The 16,655-nt window shown below is 61.7% G+C and carries 16 protein-coding genes; 5 read left to right on the forward strand and 11 right to left on the reverse strand.

Going from position 1 to position 16,655, the window contains the following annotated elements:
* Positions 1-1,662: an alpha-glucosidase family protein gene (locus EDE09_RS04480; RefSeq protein WP_132409141.1), complete on the reverse strand. Its 1,662-nt coding sequence runs from the start codon at positions 1,660-1,662 to the stop codon at positions 1-3.
* A 142-nt stretch (positions 1,663-1,804) separates the two neighbouring features.
* Between EDE09_RS04480 and EDE09_RS04485 the strand changes: the two genes are divergently transcribed.
* Complete coding sequence (locus EDE09_RS04485; RefSeq protein WP_132409327.1) at positions 1,805-2,719, forward strand: sugar kinase; 915 nt, start codon at positions 1,805-1,807, stop codon at positions 2,717-2,719.
* 15 nt (positions 2,720-2,734) lie between these two features.
* Here EDE09_RS04485 and EDE09_RS04490 read toward each other — a convergent pair whose 3' ends face one another.
* Entirely contained in the window at positions 2,735-3,613 is an 879-nt protein-coding gene (locus tag EDE09_RS04490; RefSeq protein ID WP_348631301.1) for a hypothetical protein, read from the reverse strand.
* A gap of 159 nt (positions 3,614-3,772) precedes the next feature.
* Here EDE09_RS04490 and EDE09_RS04495 point away from each other — a divergent pair, with 159 nt between their 5' ends.
* Positions 3,773-4,837, forward strand: a complete 1,065-nt coding sequence (locus EDE09_RS04495) for a glycosyltransferase family 1 protein (RefSeq protein ID WP_132409143.1) — start codon at positions 3,773-3,775, stop codon at positions 4,835-4,837.
* Positions 4,838-4,853: 16 nt separating this feature from the next.
* On the opposite strand, the gene der is transcribed toward EDE09_RS04495, so the two are convergent.
* Together der and EDE09_RS04505 are read right to left on the reverse strand one after the other, a co-directional pair.
* Positions 4,854-6,287, reverse strand: coding sequence for a ribosome biogenesis GTPase Der (der, locus tag EDE09_RS04500; protein WP_105374027.1), 1,434 nt, complete (start codon positions 6,285-6,287; stop codon positions 4,854-4,856).
* 31 nt (positions 6,288-6,318) lie between these two features.
* Positions 6,319-6,993 carry a tetratricopeptide repeat protein gene (locus EDE09_RS04505; RefSeq protein ID WP_105374026.1) on the reverse strand — a complete coding sequence of 225 codons (675 nt, stop codon included), beginning with the start codon at positions 6,991-6,993 and terminating at the stop codon, positions 6,319-6,321.
* A 208-nt stretch (positions 6,994-7,201) separates the two neighbouring features.
* Between EDE09_RS04505 and EDE09_RS04510 the strand changes: the two genes are divergently transcribed.
* Positions 7,202-8,188: a polysaccharide deacetylase gene (locus EDE09_RS04510; protein ID WP_132409145.1), complete on the forward strand. Its 987-nt coding sequence runs from the start codon at positions 7,202-7,204 to the stop codon at positions 8,186-8,188.
* Positions 8,189-8,569: 381 nt separating this feature from the next.
* On the opposite strand, the gene sbmA is transcribed toward EDE09_RS04510, so the two are convergent.
* Positions 8,570-9,850, reverse strand: coding sequence for a peptide antibiotic transporter SbmA (sbmA, locus tag EDE09_RS04515; RefSeq protein ID WP_132409147.1), 1,281 nt, complete (start codon positions 9,848-9,850; stop codon positions 8,570-8,572).
* A gap of 129 nt (positions 9,851-9,979) precedes the next feature.
* Positions 9,980-11,155, reverse strand: a complete 1,176-nt coding sequence (locus EDE09_RS04520) for a YbfB/YjiJ family MFS transporter (RefSeq protein WP_132409149.1) — start codon at positions 11,153-11,155, stop codon at positions 9,980-9,982.
* A gap of 194 nt (positions 11,156-11,349) precedes the next feature.
* Between EDE09_RS04520 and EDE09_RS04525 the strand changes: the two genes are divergently transcribed.
* Positions 11,350-11,565, forward strand: a complete 216-nt coding sequence (locus EDE09_RS04525; RefSeq protein WP_105374022.1) for a hypothetical protein — start codon at positions 11,350-11,352, stop codon at positions 11,563-11,565.
* 3 nt (positions 11,566-11,568) lie between these two features.
* On the opposite strand, the gene map is transcribed toward EDE09_RS04525, so the two are convergent.
* The 5 genes from map to EDE09_RS04550 all read right to left on the reverse strand — a co-directional run bounded on the left by map (position 11,569) and on the right by EDE09_RS04550 (position 16,145).
* A complete protein-coding gene (gene map, locus EDE09_RS04530) occupies positions 11,569-12,324 on the reverse strand; it encodes a type I methionyl aminopeptidase (protein WP_132409151.1) in 756 nt (251 codons plus the stop codon).
* Between the two features lie 25 nt (positions 12,325-12,349).
* The gene (locus tag EDE09_RS04535) at positions 12,350-13,432 is read right to left on the reverse strand and encodes an LLM class flavin-dependent oxidoreductase (RefSeq protein ID WP_132409153.1); all 1,083 of its coding nucleotides are present in this window, start codon (positions 13,430-13,432) and stop codon (positions 12,350-12,352) included.
* A gap of 113 nt (positions 13,433-13,545) precedes the next feature.
* Positions 13,546-13,908: a response regulator gene (locus EDE09_RS04540; protein WP_132409155.1), complete on the reverse strand. Its 363-nt coding sequence runs from the start codon at positions 13,906-13,908 to the stop codon at positions 13,546-13,548.
* A gap of 1 nt (position 13,909) precedes the next feature.
* On the reverse strand, positions 13,910-15,379 hold the full coding sequence (locus EDE09_RS04545; RefSeq protein ID WP_245505071.1) for an HWE histidine kinase domain-containing protein: 1,470 nt from the start codon (positions 15,377-15,379) through the stop codon (positions 13,910-13,912).
* A gap of 295 nt (positions 15,380-15,674) precedes the next feature.
* The gene (locus EDE09_RS04550; protein WP_132409157.1) at positions 15,675-16,145 is read right to left on the reverse strand and encodes an SRPBCC family protein; all 471 of its coding nucleotides are present in this window, start codon (positions 16,143-16,145) and stop codon (positions 15,675-15,677) included.
* A 241-nt stretch (positions 16,146-16,386) separates the two neighbouring features.
* On the opposite strand from EDE09_RS04550, the gene EDE09_RS04555 reads away from it, so the two are divergent.
* Positions 16,387-16,638 (forward strand): DUF1127 domain-containing protein, encoded by a 252-nt coding sequence (locus EDE09_RS04555; protein WP_132409159.1) that lies wholly within the window; start codon positions 16,387-16,389, stop codon positions 16,636-16,638.
* The last annotated feature ends 17 nt before the right edge of the window (positions 16,639-16,655 follow it).

Raw genomic sequence — 16,655 nt, forward strand, 5'->3', positions numbered from 1 at the left:
TCACACCCTGGCGCAGAACACGTCCAGCGCATCGAGCTTCACCACACCCTTGACGAGCCGGGAGGAAAAGCCCGGCAAGGACACCGGTAGGCAGTCGCCGAGCCGCTTTGGCAGTGTGAAATCTTGCGCCTCGCGAGTGAGATTGAAGACGAAAAACAGCTTTTCGCCGCCCTTCTCACGCACGAAAGCCAGAAGGTCCTGGTTGGTATCGAGGAAGGTCATGTCGCCGTCGACCAGCGGCGGATGAGCCTTGCGGAAGGTGAGCGCCGCCCGATAGTGGTTGAGGACCGAATCCGCCAGCTTCTCTTGGATATCGACTGCGCGGGCGGCGTGTTCGCTTGGGACCGGCAACCAGGTCTTTGGCCCTTCGGTGAACCCGGCATGCGGCACGCTGGCCTCCCAGACCATCGGCGTGCGGCATCCGTCTCGGCCCTTGAAGGCCGGCCAGAAGCGGATGCCGTAGGGATCGCGAAGGTCTTCGTAGGCGAGTTCCGCCTCCGTCAGGCCCAGTTCTTCGCCCTGATAGAGGCAGATCGAGCCGCGCAGCATCGAAAGAAGCGTGATCGACAGTTTCGCCACCCGGTCCCGCTCCTGGGCGTCCTCGGTGAAGCGGGTCACGTGCCGTACCACGTCATGGTTCGAAAAGGCCCAGCAGACCCAGCCGTTGCTGACGGTGTCCGCCACCGTCGTCATTACCTTGCGGATGTAGCTCGCCTCGAAAGCCGGCCCCAGCAAATCGAAGGTGTAGCACATATGCAGCTTGTCGTTGCCGGTGGTGTAGAGCGCCAGCGTCGAGAGAGACCGCGGCCCGTCACCCACCTCGCCGACGGTCGCCCGGTTGTCATAGCTGTCGAGCAGCGCCCTCAGCCTCTTCAGGAAGCCGATATTCTCCGGCTGCGTCTTGTCGTAGAGATGGTTCTGCATGGAATAGGGATTGGTGTCGGTTTCCATGCCCGCGCCGTCGGTGTCATAGATCATCGGCGGATTGTTGCGGAGCTGCTTGTCGTGGAAATAGTAGTTCACCGTGTCGAGCCGGAAGCCGTCCACTCCGCGGTCGAGCCAGAACCTTACGGTATCCAGCACCGCCTGTTGGACCTCCGGATTGTGGAAGTTGAGGTCCGGCTGCGAGATTAGGAAGTTGTGCATGTAATATTGTTTGCGCACGCCGTCCCACTCCCAGGCCGGCCCGCCGAAGATCGACAGCCAGTTGGTCGGCACCGTTCCGTCGGGCTTCGGATTGGCCCAGACATACCAGTCAGCTTTCGGGTTGGTGCGGCTCGACCGGCTCTCGACGAACCACGGGTGACGGTCGGAGGTGTGGGAAATCACCTGGTCGATGATGACCTTCAAGCCGAGCCGATGCGCCTCCGCCATCATCTCGTCGAAGTCGGCCAGCGTCCCGAACATCGGATCCACATTGCAGTAGTCCGAAACATCGTACCCCATGTCGGCCATGGGCGACGTAAAGAAAGGCGACAGCCATATCGCATCGACGCCGAGCGAGGCGACATGCGGCAGGCGTGCGGTGATCCCCTTGATGTCGCCAAGCCCGTCGCCGGTCGTGTCCTGGAAGGATCGCGGATAGATCTGATAGATCACCGCGCCGCGCCACCAGTTCGCCCCCTGATCGTCCGTGGCCGCCTTCGCCGTTTCCGTCGCCATGCCTCGACTCTCCTCTGTCTGTCGTCCCACGCAACCTAGAGCCGCCGACGTAAAAGACAACGCAAAAGCAAGGGCCTGACTGCTCTTGCCATGACCCCAAGTTCGGCCTATGCGATTTGTCCGAGGATACGGAGGGATGACTTTGGGCGGGCGGCTTCTTTCGATCGGCGAATGCATGGTGGAACTGTCGCAGGCAGGCGAAGGTTTGTTGCGCAAGGGTTTTGCTGGCGACACCTTCAACACGGCGTGGTATGCCCGCGCCTGCCTGACCGCCGAATGGCAGGTCGATTATTTCACCGCCGTCGGCGACGATCCGCTTTCGTCGGACATGCTGACGATGATGAAGGAAGCGGGCATCGGCACCGGCTATATCCGCCGCATAGAAGGCAAGACGCCCGGTCTCTATCTCATCACCTTGAAAAACGGGGAGCGCACCTTCAGCTACTGGCGCGATACCGCCGCCGCCAGAAAGCTCGCCGACGACGCCGACCATTTGCGAAACGCGGTCGAGGCAGCCGATATCGTTTATTTCTCCGGCATCACGCTCGGCATTCTGGCGCCCGAAGCCGTCGAGACGCTGCTTTCCGAATTGCGCCGCGCCAAGGCGGCGGGCAAGACCGTCGCATTCGACCCGAACATCCGTCCCCGCCTCTGGCCGAACAAGGATTATATGCTGAGGACGATCGAGGCAGGCGCCCGCGCCGCCACCCTCGTCCTGCCGAGCTTCGATGACGAGGCCGCCCATTTCGGCGATCAGACCGTTGCCGACACCATCGCCCGCTACCGTGCGCTGGGCGTCGAAAACGTCGTGGTGAAGAATGGTGCGGAAGGGGCGACCTTGAGCTTCGGCGGCGCCGATGCGGTCCATGTGCCGGCCGTCAAGACGACGGAAGTCATCGATACGACGAGTGCCGGCGACAGTTTCAACGGGGCTTTCCTCTCGGCTCTGGTGCGGGGAGCCTCGCCCGCCGACGCGGCCGCCTACGGCGCGGCAGTCGCCTCCATCGTCATCGGCCACCACGGCGCACTGATCAGCCCGGCCCTGCTGCCCGGCTGATCAGTTCTCGGCGGCTCAAGAGTTCGGAAACCCGAGCCAGGGCTCGAGCGCTTCGAAAGCCTCGTCCATTCGGTAGGCGGTGGTAAAGGGAACCGACAGGTGGCCGTACCAGAAGGACATCTGCCCCTCCGCCTTCTCCTCGCCCTGCTTGGCAACGGCCGCCAGATAGAGGGCTGAGGCAAGGCTGCTGCGGTCGGCCCCTTCGTCGCAATGGATCAGCAAGGGTTTTTCCGCCCGCCGCATCAGGGCGATCAGTTCCTGCGCTTCCGGTTGCGAAAGATCGCGGTTTTCGGACATCTGGAAGTCGTAGTGGGCGATCCCGAGGGATCGAGAGGCCGACACCTCGGCGTCGTACCAGGTCCGGCCGTGATTGGCACCGCGAAGGTTGATGACCGAACGGATGCCATGTTCGCTGGCATAGCGGACCACATCTTCTCCGGTCGGCTGGGCGGATCGGTAAAGCTCCGCCGCAATGACGGGGTGGAAATTGCCGGAAATCTTGAGATAGGTGAGGAAACTGCCCGCCAGCAACGCCAGGATGCCGAGAGCGCCAATGCCATTCATCAGGCGCCGGCTGCGGGCGAGGCCGTTCATCCCGTTCAAAGCGCCAAAGAGCACGCCCGAGATCCCCCTGTAAGCGCCCGCATCGGGGCGGCCGTCCTCCGCGAAGAACATCGTGCCTGCGCCGACATCGGTTAAAACCAACCTTTCCGGCTGGCCGGCCGGATTACGGCTGACCAGCAGCAATCCCGCCTCCTCCGCCTGCGTGATCAGGCTTACATCGATCGGGGTCAGGTCGTCGGCAGCAACCGGCAGGCTGCCCGCTGCGAGCTTCAGGGCCAGCACCAGGCTCGGCAGGTCGACGGTCTCGATTTTGGTGTATCGGCTGATCATGGGGATGTTGAGCCCGGCAAAATGGTCGGAAATGTGTCGTAGAGGACTACTCTACCTGTCCAGAGTGACATGCTTCTGTTACATTTTTTTAAGATAGATGACCGAACACGCTAAGCGGCATCCGAGTCGCCGGCGAGCGGCAATCGGGTCGGCAATCGAATGACCAGAATCACTATCGTGACGGATGCCTGGTATCCTCAGGTGAATGGCGTCGTCCGCTCCATCGAGAACACCAATCGGGAACTTGCCCGCATGGATGTCGAGGTGGTGATGGTCACGCCGCAGGATTTCACCAACATCCCCTGCCCGACCTATCCCGAGATCCGGCTCTCGCTGGCGACCTATGGCCAGGTGGCGGCCGCGATCGAAGCCTCGCAGCCGACCGCCGTGCATATCGCCACGGAAGGACCGCTCGGCCTGCTCGCCCGGCGCTGGTGCCTCAAGAACCGGGTACCCTTTTCGACCAGCTACCACACCCGTTTTCCGGAATATGTCGCCGCCCGTTTCCCGGTGCCGCTCCGCTGGCTGCATGCCTTCGTGCGCTGGTTCCACAATGCCGGCAATGGCTGCATGGTGGCGACCGCCAGCCTGGAGCGGGAACTGGGCAAGCTCGGCATCAAGAACCTGCTCCGCTGGAGCCGCGGCATCGACCAGACGGTCTTTCACCCGATGGTACTCGACGAGCGCCCGTTCGACCTGCCGCGGCCTATCTTCATGACAGTCGGACGCGTCGCCGTGGAAAAGAACCTGCCGGCCTTCCTCGATCTGGACCTCCCCGGCTCCAAGGTTGTCGTCGGGGATGGCCCGGCCCGTGCCGAACTCGAAAAGCGCTACCCGAACGTCCTTTTCACCGGCATGAAGACCGGAGAGGATCTCGCCCGCGCCTATGCCCAGGCCGATGTCTTCGTTTTCCCGTCCAGGACAGATACCTTCGGCAACACCATTCTCGAGGCGCTGGCGAGCGGTGTGCCGGTCGCCGCCTACCCGGTCACCGGGCCGGTCGACATCATCGAGGAAGGGTCCGGTGCCGGCGCGCTGAATGAGGACCTGCGGGAAGCATGTCTCGCCGCGCTGAAATGCTCGCGGGAGAACGCTCAAAAGCTCGCCCGCAATTTCACCTGGGAGGCTGCGTCAAGGCAGTTCCTCAACAACGTATTGACGGCGCAGGGCCGCCGCCCGGCTTTGCCCGGGCCCACGAAGGGTGTCAGCCCCTCGGCAGTGTGACCGGGAGGTTGGTCATCTACCGCTTCTTTTTCCGGCCTTCGAACGGGTTTTCGCCCGCCTTGAAATGAATGCGGATCGGCACGCCGGGCATCTGGAAATCGTTGCGCAGCCCGTTGATCAGGTAGCGCACATAACTTTCCGGAAGCGCGTCGGGTCTGGTGCAGGACACCATGAAGGCCGGCGGGCGGGCTTTTACCTGGGTCATGTATTTGAGCCTCAGGCGGCGCCCGGAGACGGCCGGTGGCGGATGCTGGATCTGCACCCCATCCAGCCAGCGATTGAGCCTTGCGGTGGAAATGCGCTTGTTCCACACCCGGTCGGTGTCGATGATGTTCTGCATCAGCTTGTCGAGCCCGTAGCCTGTCTGGCCCGAGATCGGCACCGCACGGATACCGCGCGCCTGCGGCAACAGGCGCTCGGTCTTTTCGCGAAGATCGGCCAGCACCGCCTGCGGATCCTCCACGAGATCCCACTTGTTGAAGGCGAGCACCGCGGCGCGCCCTTCGCGCAGCACCAGATCGGCGATCTGCAGGTCCTGCTTTTCGAAGGGGATCGTCGCGTCGAAGACGATCACCACTGTCTCGGCAAAGCGGATGGCGCGCAGCGCATCGGCAACGGAGAGTTTTTCGAGCTTTTCCTGAACCCTTGCCTTGCGGCGCATGCCCGCGGTGTCGAACATCTTGATGGTGCGGCCGCGCCAATCCCATTCGACCGAGATCGAATCGCGCGTGATGCCGGCTTCCGGGCCGGTCAGCAGCCGGTCTTCGCCGAGAAAGCGGTTGATCAGCGTCGATTTGCCAGCATTCGGCCGTCCGACGATCGCCACGCGAAGCGGCTTCGTCTCGTCGTAGGCCGGTTCGATGTCCTCGTCCGCCTCGCCGTCGGCGCCGACTTCGGACTGAGAAACGTCGACATCGGTCTCGGCCTCGAAATCATCGTCGGGAAAGGCCCTGTCCTCGCCGAGCGCCTCGACGATTGCGTCGCGCAGGTCGATCATCCCCTCGCCGTGCTCGGCGGAAATCGGCACGGGTTCGCCGAGGCCCAGCGTGAAGGCGTCGTAGAAACCGGCATCCGAGCCGCGCGCTTCCGACTTGTTGGCAACCAGCACGACAGGTTTGCCGCTGCGGCGCAGGAGCTCGCCGAACGTCTTGTCGAGCGGCGTCAGGCCGGATTTGGCATCGACCACGAAGAGCGTCAGATCGGCGTCTTCGATCGCCGCCTCTGTCTGGGCGCGCATCCGGCCTTCCAGCGTCGTGGGTCCGGCCTCTTCGAGACCGGCGGTGTCGATGATCGTGAACCTGAGGTCCACGAGCTTGGCGTCGCCCGGACGGCGGTCACGGGTAACCCCCGGCGTGTCGTCGACAAGCGCCAGCTTCTTGCCCACCAGCCGGTTGAAGAGCGTGGACTTTCCGACATTCGGGCGTCCGACGATGGCGACGGTGAAGCTCATCTTTTTTCCTTAGACCTCGACCGGCAGAAAGTTAGGGCGCCTTGCCGGAAGAGGCGATATTGTCGAGCATGATCTGCGCGCGATTTGCGATATTGCGCGGCGCGGCGGTGTCCTTGGTAATCTGCTGGAACCATTCCTTGGCTTTTGCCATGTCGCCGGCCTTGTAGGCGGCAAGCCCGAGCGCCTCGCGGGCGGAATTGGCGAGCGGATTGCCCGGATTGGCCGTTGCCTGCACTTCGGCGGCGACCTGATCGTAGGTACCGGTGTCGATCAGCAGCCAGGCGGCGCGCATCTTGGCAAGATCGCGGACGGCCTGCGGTGCGGCGGCTTCCTTGCCGATCTCGGAAAATTCGGCGATCGCGCCGGCCGTGTCGCCCTTGGCCTGCTTGACCGAGGCGGCACGCATCCGGGCGAGGACGGGATAGGCGCCGGTGCCATCCTTTTCCAGCGCCTCGAATGCCGAAAGCGCCTCGTCCAGCTTGTTGTCTTCGGCAAGCTTCAAGGCTGCCAGGAACTGGTCGCCGGACTTCGAAGACGTGTGGGTATCATACCATTCGTAAAGCACGCTGGCGGTCGTGCCGCCGATGATCAGCACGATAATCGCGATTACCAGCGAGCGGTAACGGCTCCAGGCATACTTCATCTGGTCGGAGCGGAGCTCCTCGTTCACCTCGCGGATAAAACTGTCGTCGTCGTGCTGCGCCATCAAAGTCTCCGGCCAAAGCGGCCTCAATCTCCATAAGAAAGCGCCTTCTAGCCTATTTTCCCTGAGATGTAAGGCCCCTCTCACGATTCTGACAAAGCTTGTTAACGGCTCTGAGGCATCAATCTCGCTTTCGTGCCGCGCCTCCCCAGCTTCGCCTTATTCGCCAACCACAACACCCGCTTCCTTTATTTCCGATTCAGGTTCGTTGATGCGTCCGTTTGCCCTTCCCCTCGCGCTTTGCCTTTCGCTCGTCCCTGCGATGTCGCACGCCGTCGAAAAGCCGAAGCAGCTGGTGATGATTTCCTTCGACGGAGCCGGCGCCAACCATCTCTGGCAAAGGAGCCGCGATCTCGCGAGCCGCGTCGACGCCCATTTCACCTACTTCCTCTCCTGCACACTGGTTATCGAGCGGGCGAAGGCGAGAAGTTATCAAGGCCCGGGCCAGAAGCCCGGCAGATCCAATATAGGCTTCGCCCAGACGGCTTCGGAGGCACGCGAGCGGCTCGGCCATATCTGGCAGGCGCATCTCGAAGGTCATGAGATATCGAGTCATACCTGCGGCCACTTTGACGGCGGAGACTGGACGGCCGCCGACTGGGCAAGCGAATTCAGAAGCTTTGAGGACGTGCTGGCCGGTGCCTGGAAAATGGCTGGCGCCGAGGCCGAGGAGCCGCCCGGCTGGAAGGAATTCGTCGCAAACGGCATCGGCGGTTTTCGCGCGCCCTACTTCTCGACGGGTCCGGGCATGGTGGAAGCGGAAAAACAGGCCGGCATCCGGTATGACGCAAGCCTGGTGACCAAAGGGCCAATGTGGCCGGAGGAAAAGAACGGGCTCATCCGCTTCGGTCTGCCGCTGATCCCGGAAGGCCCGTCGAACCGGCCGATCATCGCCATGGACTACAATCTCTTCATCCGTCATTCGGGCGGCCTCGACAATCCGAGCCGAAGTGCCGAATTCGAGGAACGCGCCTATTCCGCCTTCCGGGCCGCTTTCGACAGGCAGTATGACGGAGGCCGCATTCCGCTCCAGATCGGCCTGCATTTCGTGGAAATGAATGGCGGCGCCTATTGGCGGGCCATGGAGCGGCTGGTGACGGAGGTCTGCGGAAAAGAAGATGTTGCCTGCGTGAGTTATTCGGAAGCGATCGACATGCTGAAGGATCGGGAGAGGCCGAAGGAAACGTCGGGACTGTAGAGATAACCCTGCCGGCCTGCCGGGGACGATTCGCCCTGCTGCGAAAAATATCCGCTCCTGGTTTCAACCGTTTATCTTCGCTCATATCCCCATCTCATCCCCGCGTTCCGAAGCCAAGCCATAATTCTCATCGTCATCGGACGGGAAACCGGGTTCGCGAACCGGCCTCCTCCTCTGGGTTCGAAACTCGGTTTCCGGTGATGGTCGTGGAAGTGGCCGAAGAGGGCTGGGAAATCCTCTGAAAACCATGAAAACGGTCGGGGCAGGTGGAAAGCCTGATACCAATACCCCTGAAATGCCCGCCTGCCCCAGTCCCAAGCAAAACCGCGCCGGAGTGACGATCCGGCGCGGCCAAATGTGCTGAGTTGAATTCCGAAAAAGTCAGTACGGCCGGTCGGCAGCGAGTTCGCCCCCTTCTGCTTCACGCTCGAGATAGTGCTGGTCGATCTCCGGCAGTGGCTTGTCGTCGATTGCCGCCTCGAAGGCTACGAGACGTTTGTGGATGGACAGAAGCTCGATGATCGTGGACCAGTAACTGACGAGATACTGGAAGGAATTGCTGACCTCGCCGAACGCAGTTGCTATTTGCTGCCAGACCCCCATGGTGATACGGCCAGCGGCGACCGTAGGGATAAGAATGAACGTTAGCAGCGTTGCATCAAGCTGGCCATAAGTGAAGCGCGCTGCGTTGAAGTAGCAATAGTGCCAGTACATCCGAAAATAATTTCGCCGGACATTCACAAATAGTTCTCGTACAGTGACAGGATCCGCGCGATCTGCATAGTCCTCACCATAGACGAGCTCCTTTCGATAGGCCGCCTCCACACGTTGATTTCGGAAGTTCAAGCCTGGAAGCTTAATACCGGCGAACGCAAGCAGCGCCGTACCGAACAGCGACCAACCAATCGCTAGCCAAAACAGCGAATGCGGTACTGCTCCGAGAATCGGCACGTTGCCGACATATTCCGATATCTGAAAAAGCAGCGGAAGGAAGACGACGAGCGTCATGATCGAATTGATGAAGACGACGCCAAGTGTTTCGAGAATGTTGGCAAAGCGCATCGTATCTTCTTGGACACGCTGCGAGGCACCCTCGATATGACGCAGCTTATCCCATTTGGACATGTAGAAGTCGTTCATCGCTGTGCGCCAGCGGAAAACATAGTGGTTGGTAAAGAAGGCGGTGACGACATTGATTACAACCGAAACAATGCCGATTTCAAAGAAGTACCATTGCAAGCTCCAGAGTGCTTCGGCGGTGACACTCTTGTCGCCGGAAAGACCTTTCTGGAAAAGGTCGAAGAAGGGGCCACGCCAGTTGTTCAGAGCTACCTGCAACTGCACCGCGAAATAAGCGATGAAGATGATGAAGGCAGACCCCCAAATCGACCAGTTGGTCCAAGGATGATCGCGCTCGATGGCTTTCCAAGCGAGCCCGAAAACTAGCACGAAAAGGAAGAAGTAGAGATAGAACCAGAGATTGTCCCGAGAGAAGAAGTAGGCCAGCCCGAGAGGCGCTTTCTCGCCCGGAGCAAGCGGCGGCAAACCCACCGCAGCTCCCATCTGCGGCCCTACCGTGTACCAGACGAGGATGCAAACGAGCGTCCAGATGGCAGCGGATGTGAAAAATAACTTCGGTCGGGGAAAGAACGAATGGAACACGGAGCTTTGGCTTTCCTGAGTTCGAGATCTGTGACGGTCGGGAACGACTGTAGAGCGCGAAACTAAGGCAGTTCCAAGAATGCGGCAATGGCCGCAATCGATGCTTACACAATTGTAACCACGGGATTATTAGCTCCGTGCCCGTGCAACCGGCAATGCGAGCAGGAGGCAGACGACAAGGGCGGCTGCCGCAAGAATGGTCGGGAGCGTAAAGCTGCCGCTTCGCTCCGCCACCCAGCCTGCCACCAGCGGGCCGATGATCTGGCCGGTGCCGAAGGCCGCGGTCATGAAGGCGAGCGCCCGGCGCGGGCTGTCCGGCGACAGCGAGCGAGCGATCTGCAGCCCGTAAGCTGTCACCACCATGAAGGTTGCGCCGAGCAGAAGCCCGCCGGCGAGCGCGCCCGCCGTCGACGGCAGCAGGACGGAACCGAGCACCCCGACTGCCTGCAGCCCGAGCGCCGCGACATAGGCCAGCCCCAGTCGGTATCGCCGCACGGCCGGGCGCCAGAGAAGAAGCGAGACCGCCGCAGCCGTGCCGGTCAGGAACCAGGCGAGGAATTCCACGACCGGGCCGGCCTCCCCCATACGTGCGATCGCCACGAGAAAGGTCGCGGTGATGACATATCCAAAGCCGAACAATCCATAGGAGACAGTGAGAAGGACGAGCGGCAAGCGCCAGCGAAGCGGCGGCTCCACAACGGAACCCGCCGCCGATGCCGCCTGCGGCAGCAATCGCGCGACAACGGCCGATATGACGGCAACGATCGCAGCCCCGGCGAGCCAGTTCGCCCGCCAGCCGTGCGACCCGTCACCGGCGAGCGCATTGACGGTGAGCGCAAGCGCCGAGGAAAGCGCGATCCCCGCTCCGACGCCGCCGAAATGCAGGACGTTCACATTGTCCCGGCCGGCCGCATGGGGCAGCACGATCGACGAGGTGAAGATCATCGCAAGGGCGCTTGCGAGACCGGCAAGGAAGCGGATGACGGTGAAGGCGAAGACCGACGTGGTTGCGGCCATCGCCGCGAGCAGAATGGCCGTCGCCAGCAGCCCGCCAAGCGCCACCTGCCGCTCGCGTCCGGCCGCCCAGCCATAGGCCGAGAGGATCGCGCCGGCCAGGTAACCGGCGAAATTGCCCGCCGCGATAAAACCAGCATCGGCTGCCGAAAGCGGAATTCCGCCCATCATGCCGGGCAGGATCGGCGTGTAGAAGAAACGCCCGAACCCCATCGCCGCCGCCATGGCGATGGCGCCGGCAAATCCGATCAAGAGAGGATGGCTGGAATGCTCGGTGTTCTTCTGCAGCATGCTTCGCTTATCGCAGCCGCGGCCCCCCGGTACAAATCAGGAATTGTCATCCCTGCAATCAGACTTGCTGATCACGAATCATCACGCAACTGCCGCGACGATTTGATGCGCCGCAATACGACTTTCGTCTTGTTGCTGTCATGAATGCAAGGCAATCTTAGCGTGTCGTCATATTGCACGGCGGAGGATTGAACATGGACACCGACCTGACCTTATCGGAAGTGCTCGTCGACCCGCTCATCGCGCAGGTCCGCAGGGCCGACCATGTCGGCTATGCCGCCTTTGCACAATTGCTGGAGAGCGCTGCTCGCGTTCACACCCGACAGCGTCTCGGACATCTGAACGAGGAACGTGTCGAGGCCTTCTATCGGCGCGTCGCAGCGATATCCGAACAGAGCGAACTTTCCTAAATCTTACGCCGGAAGCGTCAGGATCATTGGTCCGTTGCGGGTCACCACTACCGTATGCTCGTATTGCACTGTCGGTGCCTTCGGGTCGCTGTAGAGTGTCCAGACGTCGCCGTTGCCGCCGTCCTCGGCCCAGTTGGCGCCGAGCGAAAGGAACGGCTCGACAGTGAGGACCAGCCCCTCCTCCAGGATCCGGTCCTCGTCCGGATCCGGCCAGGTCGGAACTTCCTTCGGCTCCTCGTGCAGCGAGCGGCCGATGCCGTGGCTCGATAGATTGGTGATCAGCGTGTAGCGGTTTTTCTTGGCAAACGCGCCGATGGCATTGCCGATGCCGGCGATCGGCTTGCCGGTTTTCACCTGCTGCAGACCGGTCCAGAGCGCCCGCCGTCCGTCGCGGCAGAGCTTTTCGATCTCGCGCTTCACCGGCGGCACGGCATAGGAAGCCCCGGTATCGCCGAAGAAGCCGTCCTTGACCGCCGAGACGTCGATATTGACGAGATCGCCCGCCTTGATCACCCGGTCGCCCGGAATCCCGTGGGCCACTTCCTCGTTGACGCTGATGCAGGTGGCGGCAGGGAACTGGTAGCAGGTCTCCGGCGCCGATTGGGCGCCGGCATTTTCAAGCATCCTGCGGCCGATATCGTCCAGTTCGCGGGTGGTGATCCCCGGCTCCAGCGCCTTGCCCATCGCCTCCATCGCCTGCGCGCAAAGTTTTCCGATCTCCTTCAGCTTCGCGAGTTCGTCTTCGGTGGAAATGACCATGGGTGCCCGTCTTCGTCCTTGTCCGTCAGGCGGCGGGTTTCGCCCCATCGCCGCCGCCCGTCAATTCTTTTCTGACAGCTCCGACCTCTTTTCTGACGATCGGGGCGACTTTCATGCCGTAAAGCTCGATGCCGCGCATCACCTGGTCGTGCGGCATCGGCCCGATCGCCATCTGCAGCAGAAACCGGTCCATGCCGAACACCTTGTGTGCAGCGATGATCTTTTCGGCCACCAACTCCGGCTCGCCGACGAAGAGATTTCCAAGCGGCCCGCGCGACTGGTCGAAATGTGCCCGGCTGGTCGGCCCCCAGCCGCGCTCGCGGCCGATACGGTTCATCACTTCCGCCTGCGGGCCGTAGAACTGCTCGGCCGCCGCCTCCGTCGTATCGGCGATAAAGCCGTGCACGTTGATGCTCGTCTTGAGCTTTGCGGCATCCTGGCCCGCCCGCTGGGCAGCCTCGCGATAGAGGTTGAATAAGGGCGCAAACCGCGGATATTCGCCACCGATTATGGCGACCGCGAGCGGCAGGCCCATGGCCCCTGCCCGCGCCACCGATTGCGGCGTACCGCCCACCGCGATCCAGACCGGCAGCGGATCCTGGAGCGGACGCGGATAGACGCCGCGGCCGTTGATGGCCGGCCGCAGCTGGCCCTCCGACCACGTCACGATCTCCTCATCGCGGATCGCCAGCAACAGATCCAGCTTCTCCGTAAACAACTGGTCGTAGTCGCCGAGGTCATAGCCGAAGAGCGGGAAGGATTCGATGAACGAGCCGCGGCCCGCCATGATCTCCGCCCGGCCGTTCGAAATGAGGTCAAGCGTCGAAAACTGCTGGAAAACCCGCACCGGGTCATCCGAGCTCAGCACCGAAACGGCGCTGGTCAGCCGGATGGTCTTCGTTCGCGCAGCGGCGGCTGCAAGCACCACCGCGGGCGAGGAAACCACGTAATCCGGGCGGTGGTGTTCGCCAAGCCCGAAGACGTCGAGGCCCACCTGATCGGCGAGCTCGATTTCTTCCAGAAGATCCCTGATCCGGCGGGCGCCTTCCGCGCCCTTGTCGAGTGCAGCGGCGTCGACATCGCCGAAGGTGTGCAGTCCGAGTTCCATCGCGAAAAATCCGTTCGTTGATGTCGGTCAGATAGTTATCCGGCCGCCGGCGCGCAAACGCGAAACTTTCGAAGGATCTCTTCGATCGATTGGATAGGTTGTCTGCAGCGCCGTCAGAGGCCGGCCGGCCGGGGAGCCAGCAGTTCGACCGCCCGCCGCAGGTCGTCGATCAGGAACGGCTTGGTGATGACGGGCCATTGCTGATAGCCTGGATCGATGCCGGCAGCACCATATCCGGTCGCGAAAACGAACGGGATGCCGCGGGCGGCGAGGATGTCTGCGACCGGAAACGATTTGTGCCCGTCGAGATTGACGTCGAGTATGGCCAGATCAATGTCGAAGGTCGCCGCCATCTCCTCTGCCTGTTTGAGGCGCATCGCGAGATCGACGACCTCATGGCCGAGCTCGGTCAGCATGTCCTCGACCAGCAGCGAGATGGTCATCTCGTCCTCGACGACAAGAATTCGCAACGTCATCTCAGCGGCTCGCATAAACGGATTCGGATGCGTCGATCCTGCAGACGAAACCATCCGGCAAGAATTCCATCTTGGCCTCTCCACCCACTTCTCTTGCCAGTCCCCGCTCGATCAGTGCCGATCCGAATCCACGCTGATCCGGCGGCTGCACCCTGGGACCGCCCTCCTCGCGCCATTCGATCCGCAGACGCTTTGCGCCGTCCTTCAGATAGGTGAACCATGAGACGGATACCTTTCCCGAGGAATTCGACCAGGCGCCGTATTTGAGCGCATTGGTGGCCATTTCATGCATGGCGAGCGTCAGGGCAAGCGCGGTCTTCGCCGAAAGCGTGACGTCGTCGCCCTCGATAACGCAGCGGTCCTTCTCCGGGCAATGGGGTCGGACGGCCTGCTCGACGGCACCGCGCAGCGAGGCGCCTGCCCAGCGCTCGCCGGTCAGAAGATCGTTCGCCTGGCCGAGCGCCACTATGCGGGCGGAAAAGCGCATCTGCGCGTCCTTCAGGTCCGTGTTTTTCCGGAAGGTCTGCATGGCGATCGCCTGGATCATGGCCAGGTTGTTCTTGACGCGGTGATTGAGCTCGTGGACGACGAGCTTGAGATGCTCCTCGTTCTGTCGTCGCTGGGTGATGTCGGACGCGGCGCCGAACCATTCCACGATCCGGCCCCTTTCATCGAAGATCGGCACGGCCCGCGACGAGGTCCAGCCGACCGTACCGTCCGCGCGCCGGACGCGGTGTTCGAGCTGGAAGACGCTCTTCGTGCGGATCGCCTCGTCGATCACCGACTGTATGTGTTCCCGGTCCTCGGGGAAAAGATAGAGTTCCTGCCAGGCGATGCGCGGGCTTTCCGTATCGGCGAGAAAGCCCCGGCCGTCGAGCTGGCGCATCTCCTTCCAGTCCGCACTCATGGAATAGACGACATCGGACGTGGCATTGGTAAGAGCCCTGAAGCGCCCCTCGCTCTCGCGAAGCCTGCGTTGCCCCAGGACGCTCTTGGTGGTTTCCACCACGATTGCAATGACGCCGGCGGGTTCGCCACTTTCGTCGAGGACCGGAGAATAGTCCAGGTTCATCCACACCGGCTCCGGCTCGCCGTGACGGACAAGCGTGAGCTTCTGGTTCTCGTAGGAGAGCACGCCGCCGGCCATGCAGATCTTCATCACGTTGTCGTTGAAGTCCGCGACCTCTTCCCAGCCTTCCCGGACCTTCGATCCGAGCAGTTGCGGGTGGCGCTCCCCGGCAAAAACGGAATAGGCGTCGTTATAGATCATGATGCCGTCGGCACCCCACAGAACCACAATGGGCACGGGTGACAGAAGCAGCATGCCGGTCACGGTTCTGAGACTTTGCGGCCAATCCGAAATCGGCCCGAGCGGCGTTTTCGACCAGTCGAAACGCCTGATCAGGTTTCCCATTTCCCCGGTGCCGGAAAAGGCCGGATGTTCGTCTTTCGCCGCCGGATGTGCAACCACGAAGAGCTCCAGATCATTGCGGGAACTGCCTGACGCAGGTTGAAGGCACCACCTGAAATTGTCCTGCACGTCACTATATCACCAGCTGGCCGTTCCGCCTCAAGCAATTTCGATACTGATCTTAGACCATTCACAACTTCAATGATATCGGGCGGAACATCGTCTCGAACAGAACGGCGGCGGGCGACGCTTTCGTGCTTTTTTTCGGAACCCGTTCTGATCTGCTGGCGGGTTACAAAACCATTGAATCGAAAATCGAGGAGATGGCGCCATCTCCCCGATTTGATTCGTTCTTTCAGAAAGTCCTAGCGATCTGGGCGAGCTGATCCGCCACGGTGCCCCAGCCTTCGTGAAAGCCCATTTCCTCATGGGCTTTTTTATCCTCTTCCGTCCAGTGCAGGGCGGTCGCGGTATAGCGGGTGCGGCCGTTGCCAAGGTCCTCGAATTCGACCACTGCCGTCATGAACGGCTTTTCCGACGGCACCCAGGCGCTCGTATAAGCGTCGGTGAAGACCAGTTTCCTGTTCGGCACGACTTCCAGATAGATCCCGTGACTGGGGATCTTCTCGCCGTCCGGACCTTCCATGAGGATGTAACTGGATCCGCCGGGACGCAGGTCGACCCTGGCCTCGGTCACCTTCCACGGCTTCGGGCAGAACCATTCGCCCATTCTCTCCGGTGTGGTCCAGGCCTTGAAAAGCTGTTCGGCCGGCGCGTCGATCTCACGTACGAGCTGCAGGGCGTAAGCGGCGGTATTGGCAGTCATTTTTCCATCTCCCGTGGTTTGAAAGACATCCTATCAGATGTTGCCCCAAGGACGAGCGGCCGAAAGGAAATCCGACAGCACGAGCAAAGATTTCGGGTATTTTTGTCGAGGATATCAAAGAGATCGTCGCGACCGTCGATTTGACGGAAATTTCACGGCCGTCCGCACGCTGGGCAGACGCCGCGATGCAATCCTCCCGCCATCGTAAAATTGACTTGCCGCGTTTTTCGGGAGATCCGCAATGACCAATACCCTGACCACCACCAACACCACCCGCCTCACTCGAGGACTGATCGATCTCCTGATCGGAGCCACAGGCTTCTGGTTCGGCGAGAAACGCAGGCAGGCAGGCCTTGCGCGAACTCTGAAGGCCCTGCACGAACTCAGCGACGACCAGCTCCGGGACATCGGCATCAACCCGTCGCTTGTTCGCACCGGCCCGCAATTGCGCGTGGACGCGCGGCTCATGACCACCCTGCTCTCGCTTCGCTGACAAGGATGGCGGAGCCT

This window comes from Neorhizobium sp. S3-V5DH (assembly GCF_004343065.1).
In the GTDB taxonomy this organism is placed as follows: domain Bacteria; phylum Pseudomonadota; class Alphaproteobacteria; order Rhizobiales; family Rhizobiaceae; genus Neorhizobium; species Neorhizobium huautlense.

Bases quoted from the DNA above. Each gene is read 5' to 3' on its own strand.
- EDE09_RS04540 (WP_132409155.1), bottom strand. From the start codon at position 13,908: ATGACGTTGCGAATTCTTGTCGTCGAGGACGAGATGACCATCTCGCTG.
- EDE09_RS04535 (WP_132409153.1), bottom strand. From the start codon at position 13,432: ATGGAACTCGGACTGCACACCTTCGGCGATGTCGACGCCGCTGCACTC.
- EDE09_RS04480 (WP_132409141.1), bottom strand. From the start codon at position 1,662: ATGGCGACGGAAACGGCGAAGGCGGCCACGGACGATCAGGGGGCGAAC.
- EDE09_RS04555 (WP_132409159.1), top strand. From the start codon at position 16,387: ATGACCAATACCCTGACCACCACCAACACCACCCGCCTCACTCGAGGA.
- map (WP_132409151.1), bottom strand. From the start codon at position 12,324: ATGGTCATTTCCACCGAAGACGAACTCGCGAAGCTGAAGGAGATCGGA.
- EDE09_RS04510 (WP_132409145.1), top strand. From the start codon at position 7,202: ATGCGTCCGTTTGCCCTTCCCCTCGCGCTTTGCCTTTCGCTCGTCCCT.
- EDE09_RS04525 (WP_105374022.1), top strand. From the start codon at position 11,350: ATGGACACCGACCTGACCTTATCGGAAGTGCTCGTCGACCCGCTCATC.
- EDE09_RS04490 (WP_348631301.1), bottom strand. From the start codon at position 3,613: ATGATCAGCCGATACACCAAAATCGAGACCGTCGACCTGCCGAGCCTG.
- EDE09_RS04505 (WP_105374026.1), bottom strand. From the start codon at position 6,993: ATGGCGCAGCACGACGACGACAGTTTTATCCGCGAGGTGAACGAGGAG.
- EDE09_RS04495 (WP_132409143.1), top strand. From the start codon at position 3,773: ATGACCAGAATCACTATCGTGACGGATGCCTGGTATCCTCAGGTGAAT.
- der (WP_105374027.1), bottom strand. From the start codon at position 6,287: ATGAGCTTCACCGTCGCCATCGTCGGACGCCCGAATGTCGGAAAGTCC.
- EDE09_RS04520 (WP_132409149.1), bottom strand. From the start codon at position 11,155: ATGCTGCAGAAGAACACCGAGCATTCCAGCCATCCTCTCTTGATCGGA.
- EDE09_RS04550 (WP_132409157.1), bottom strand. From the start codon at position 16,145: ATGACTGCCAATACCGCCGCTTACGCCCTGCAGCTCGTACGTGAGATC.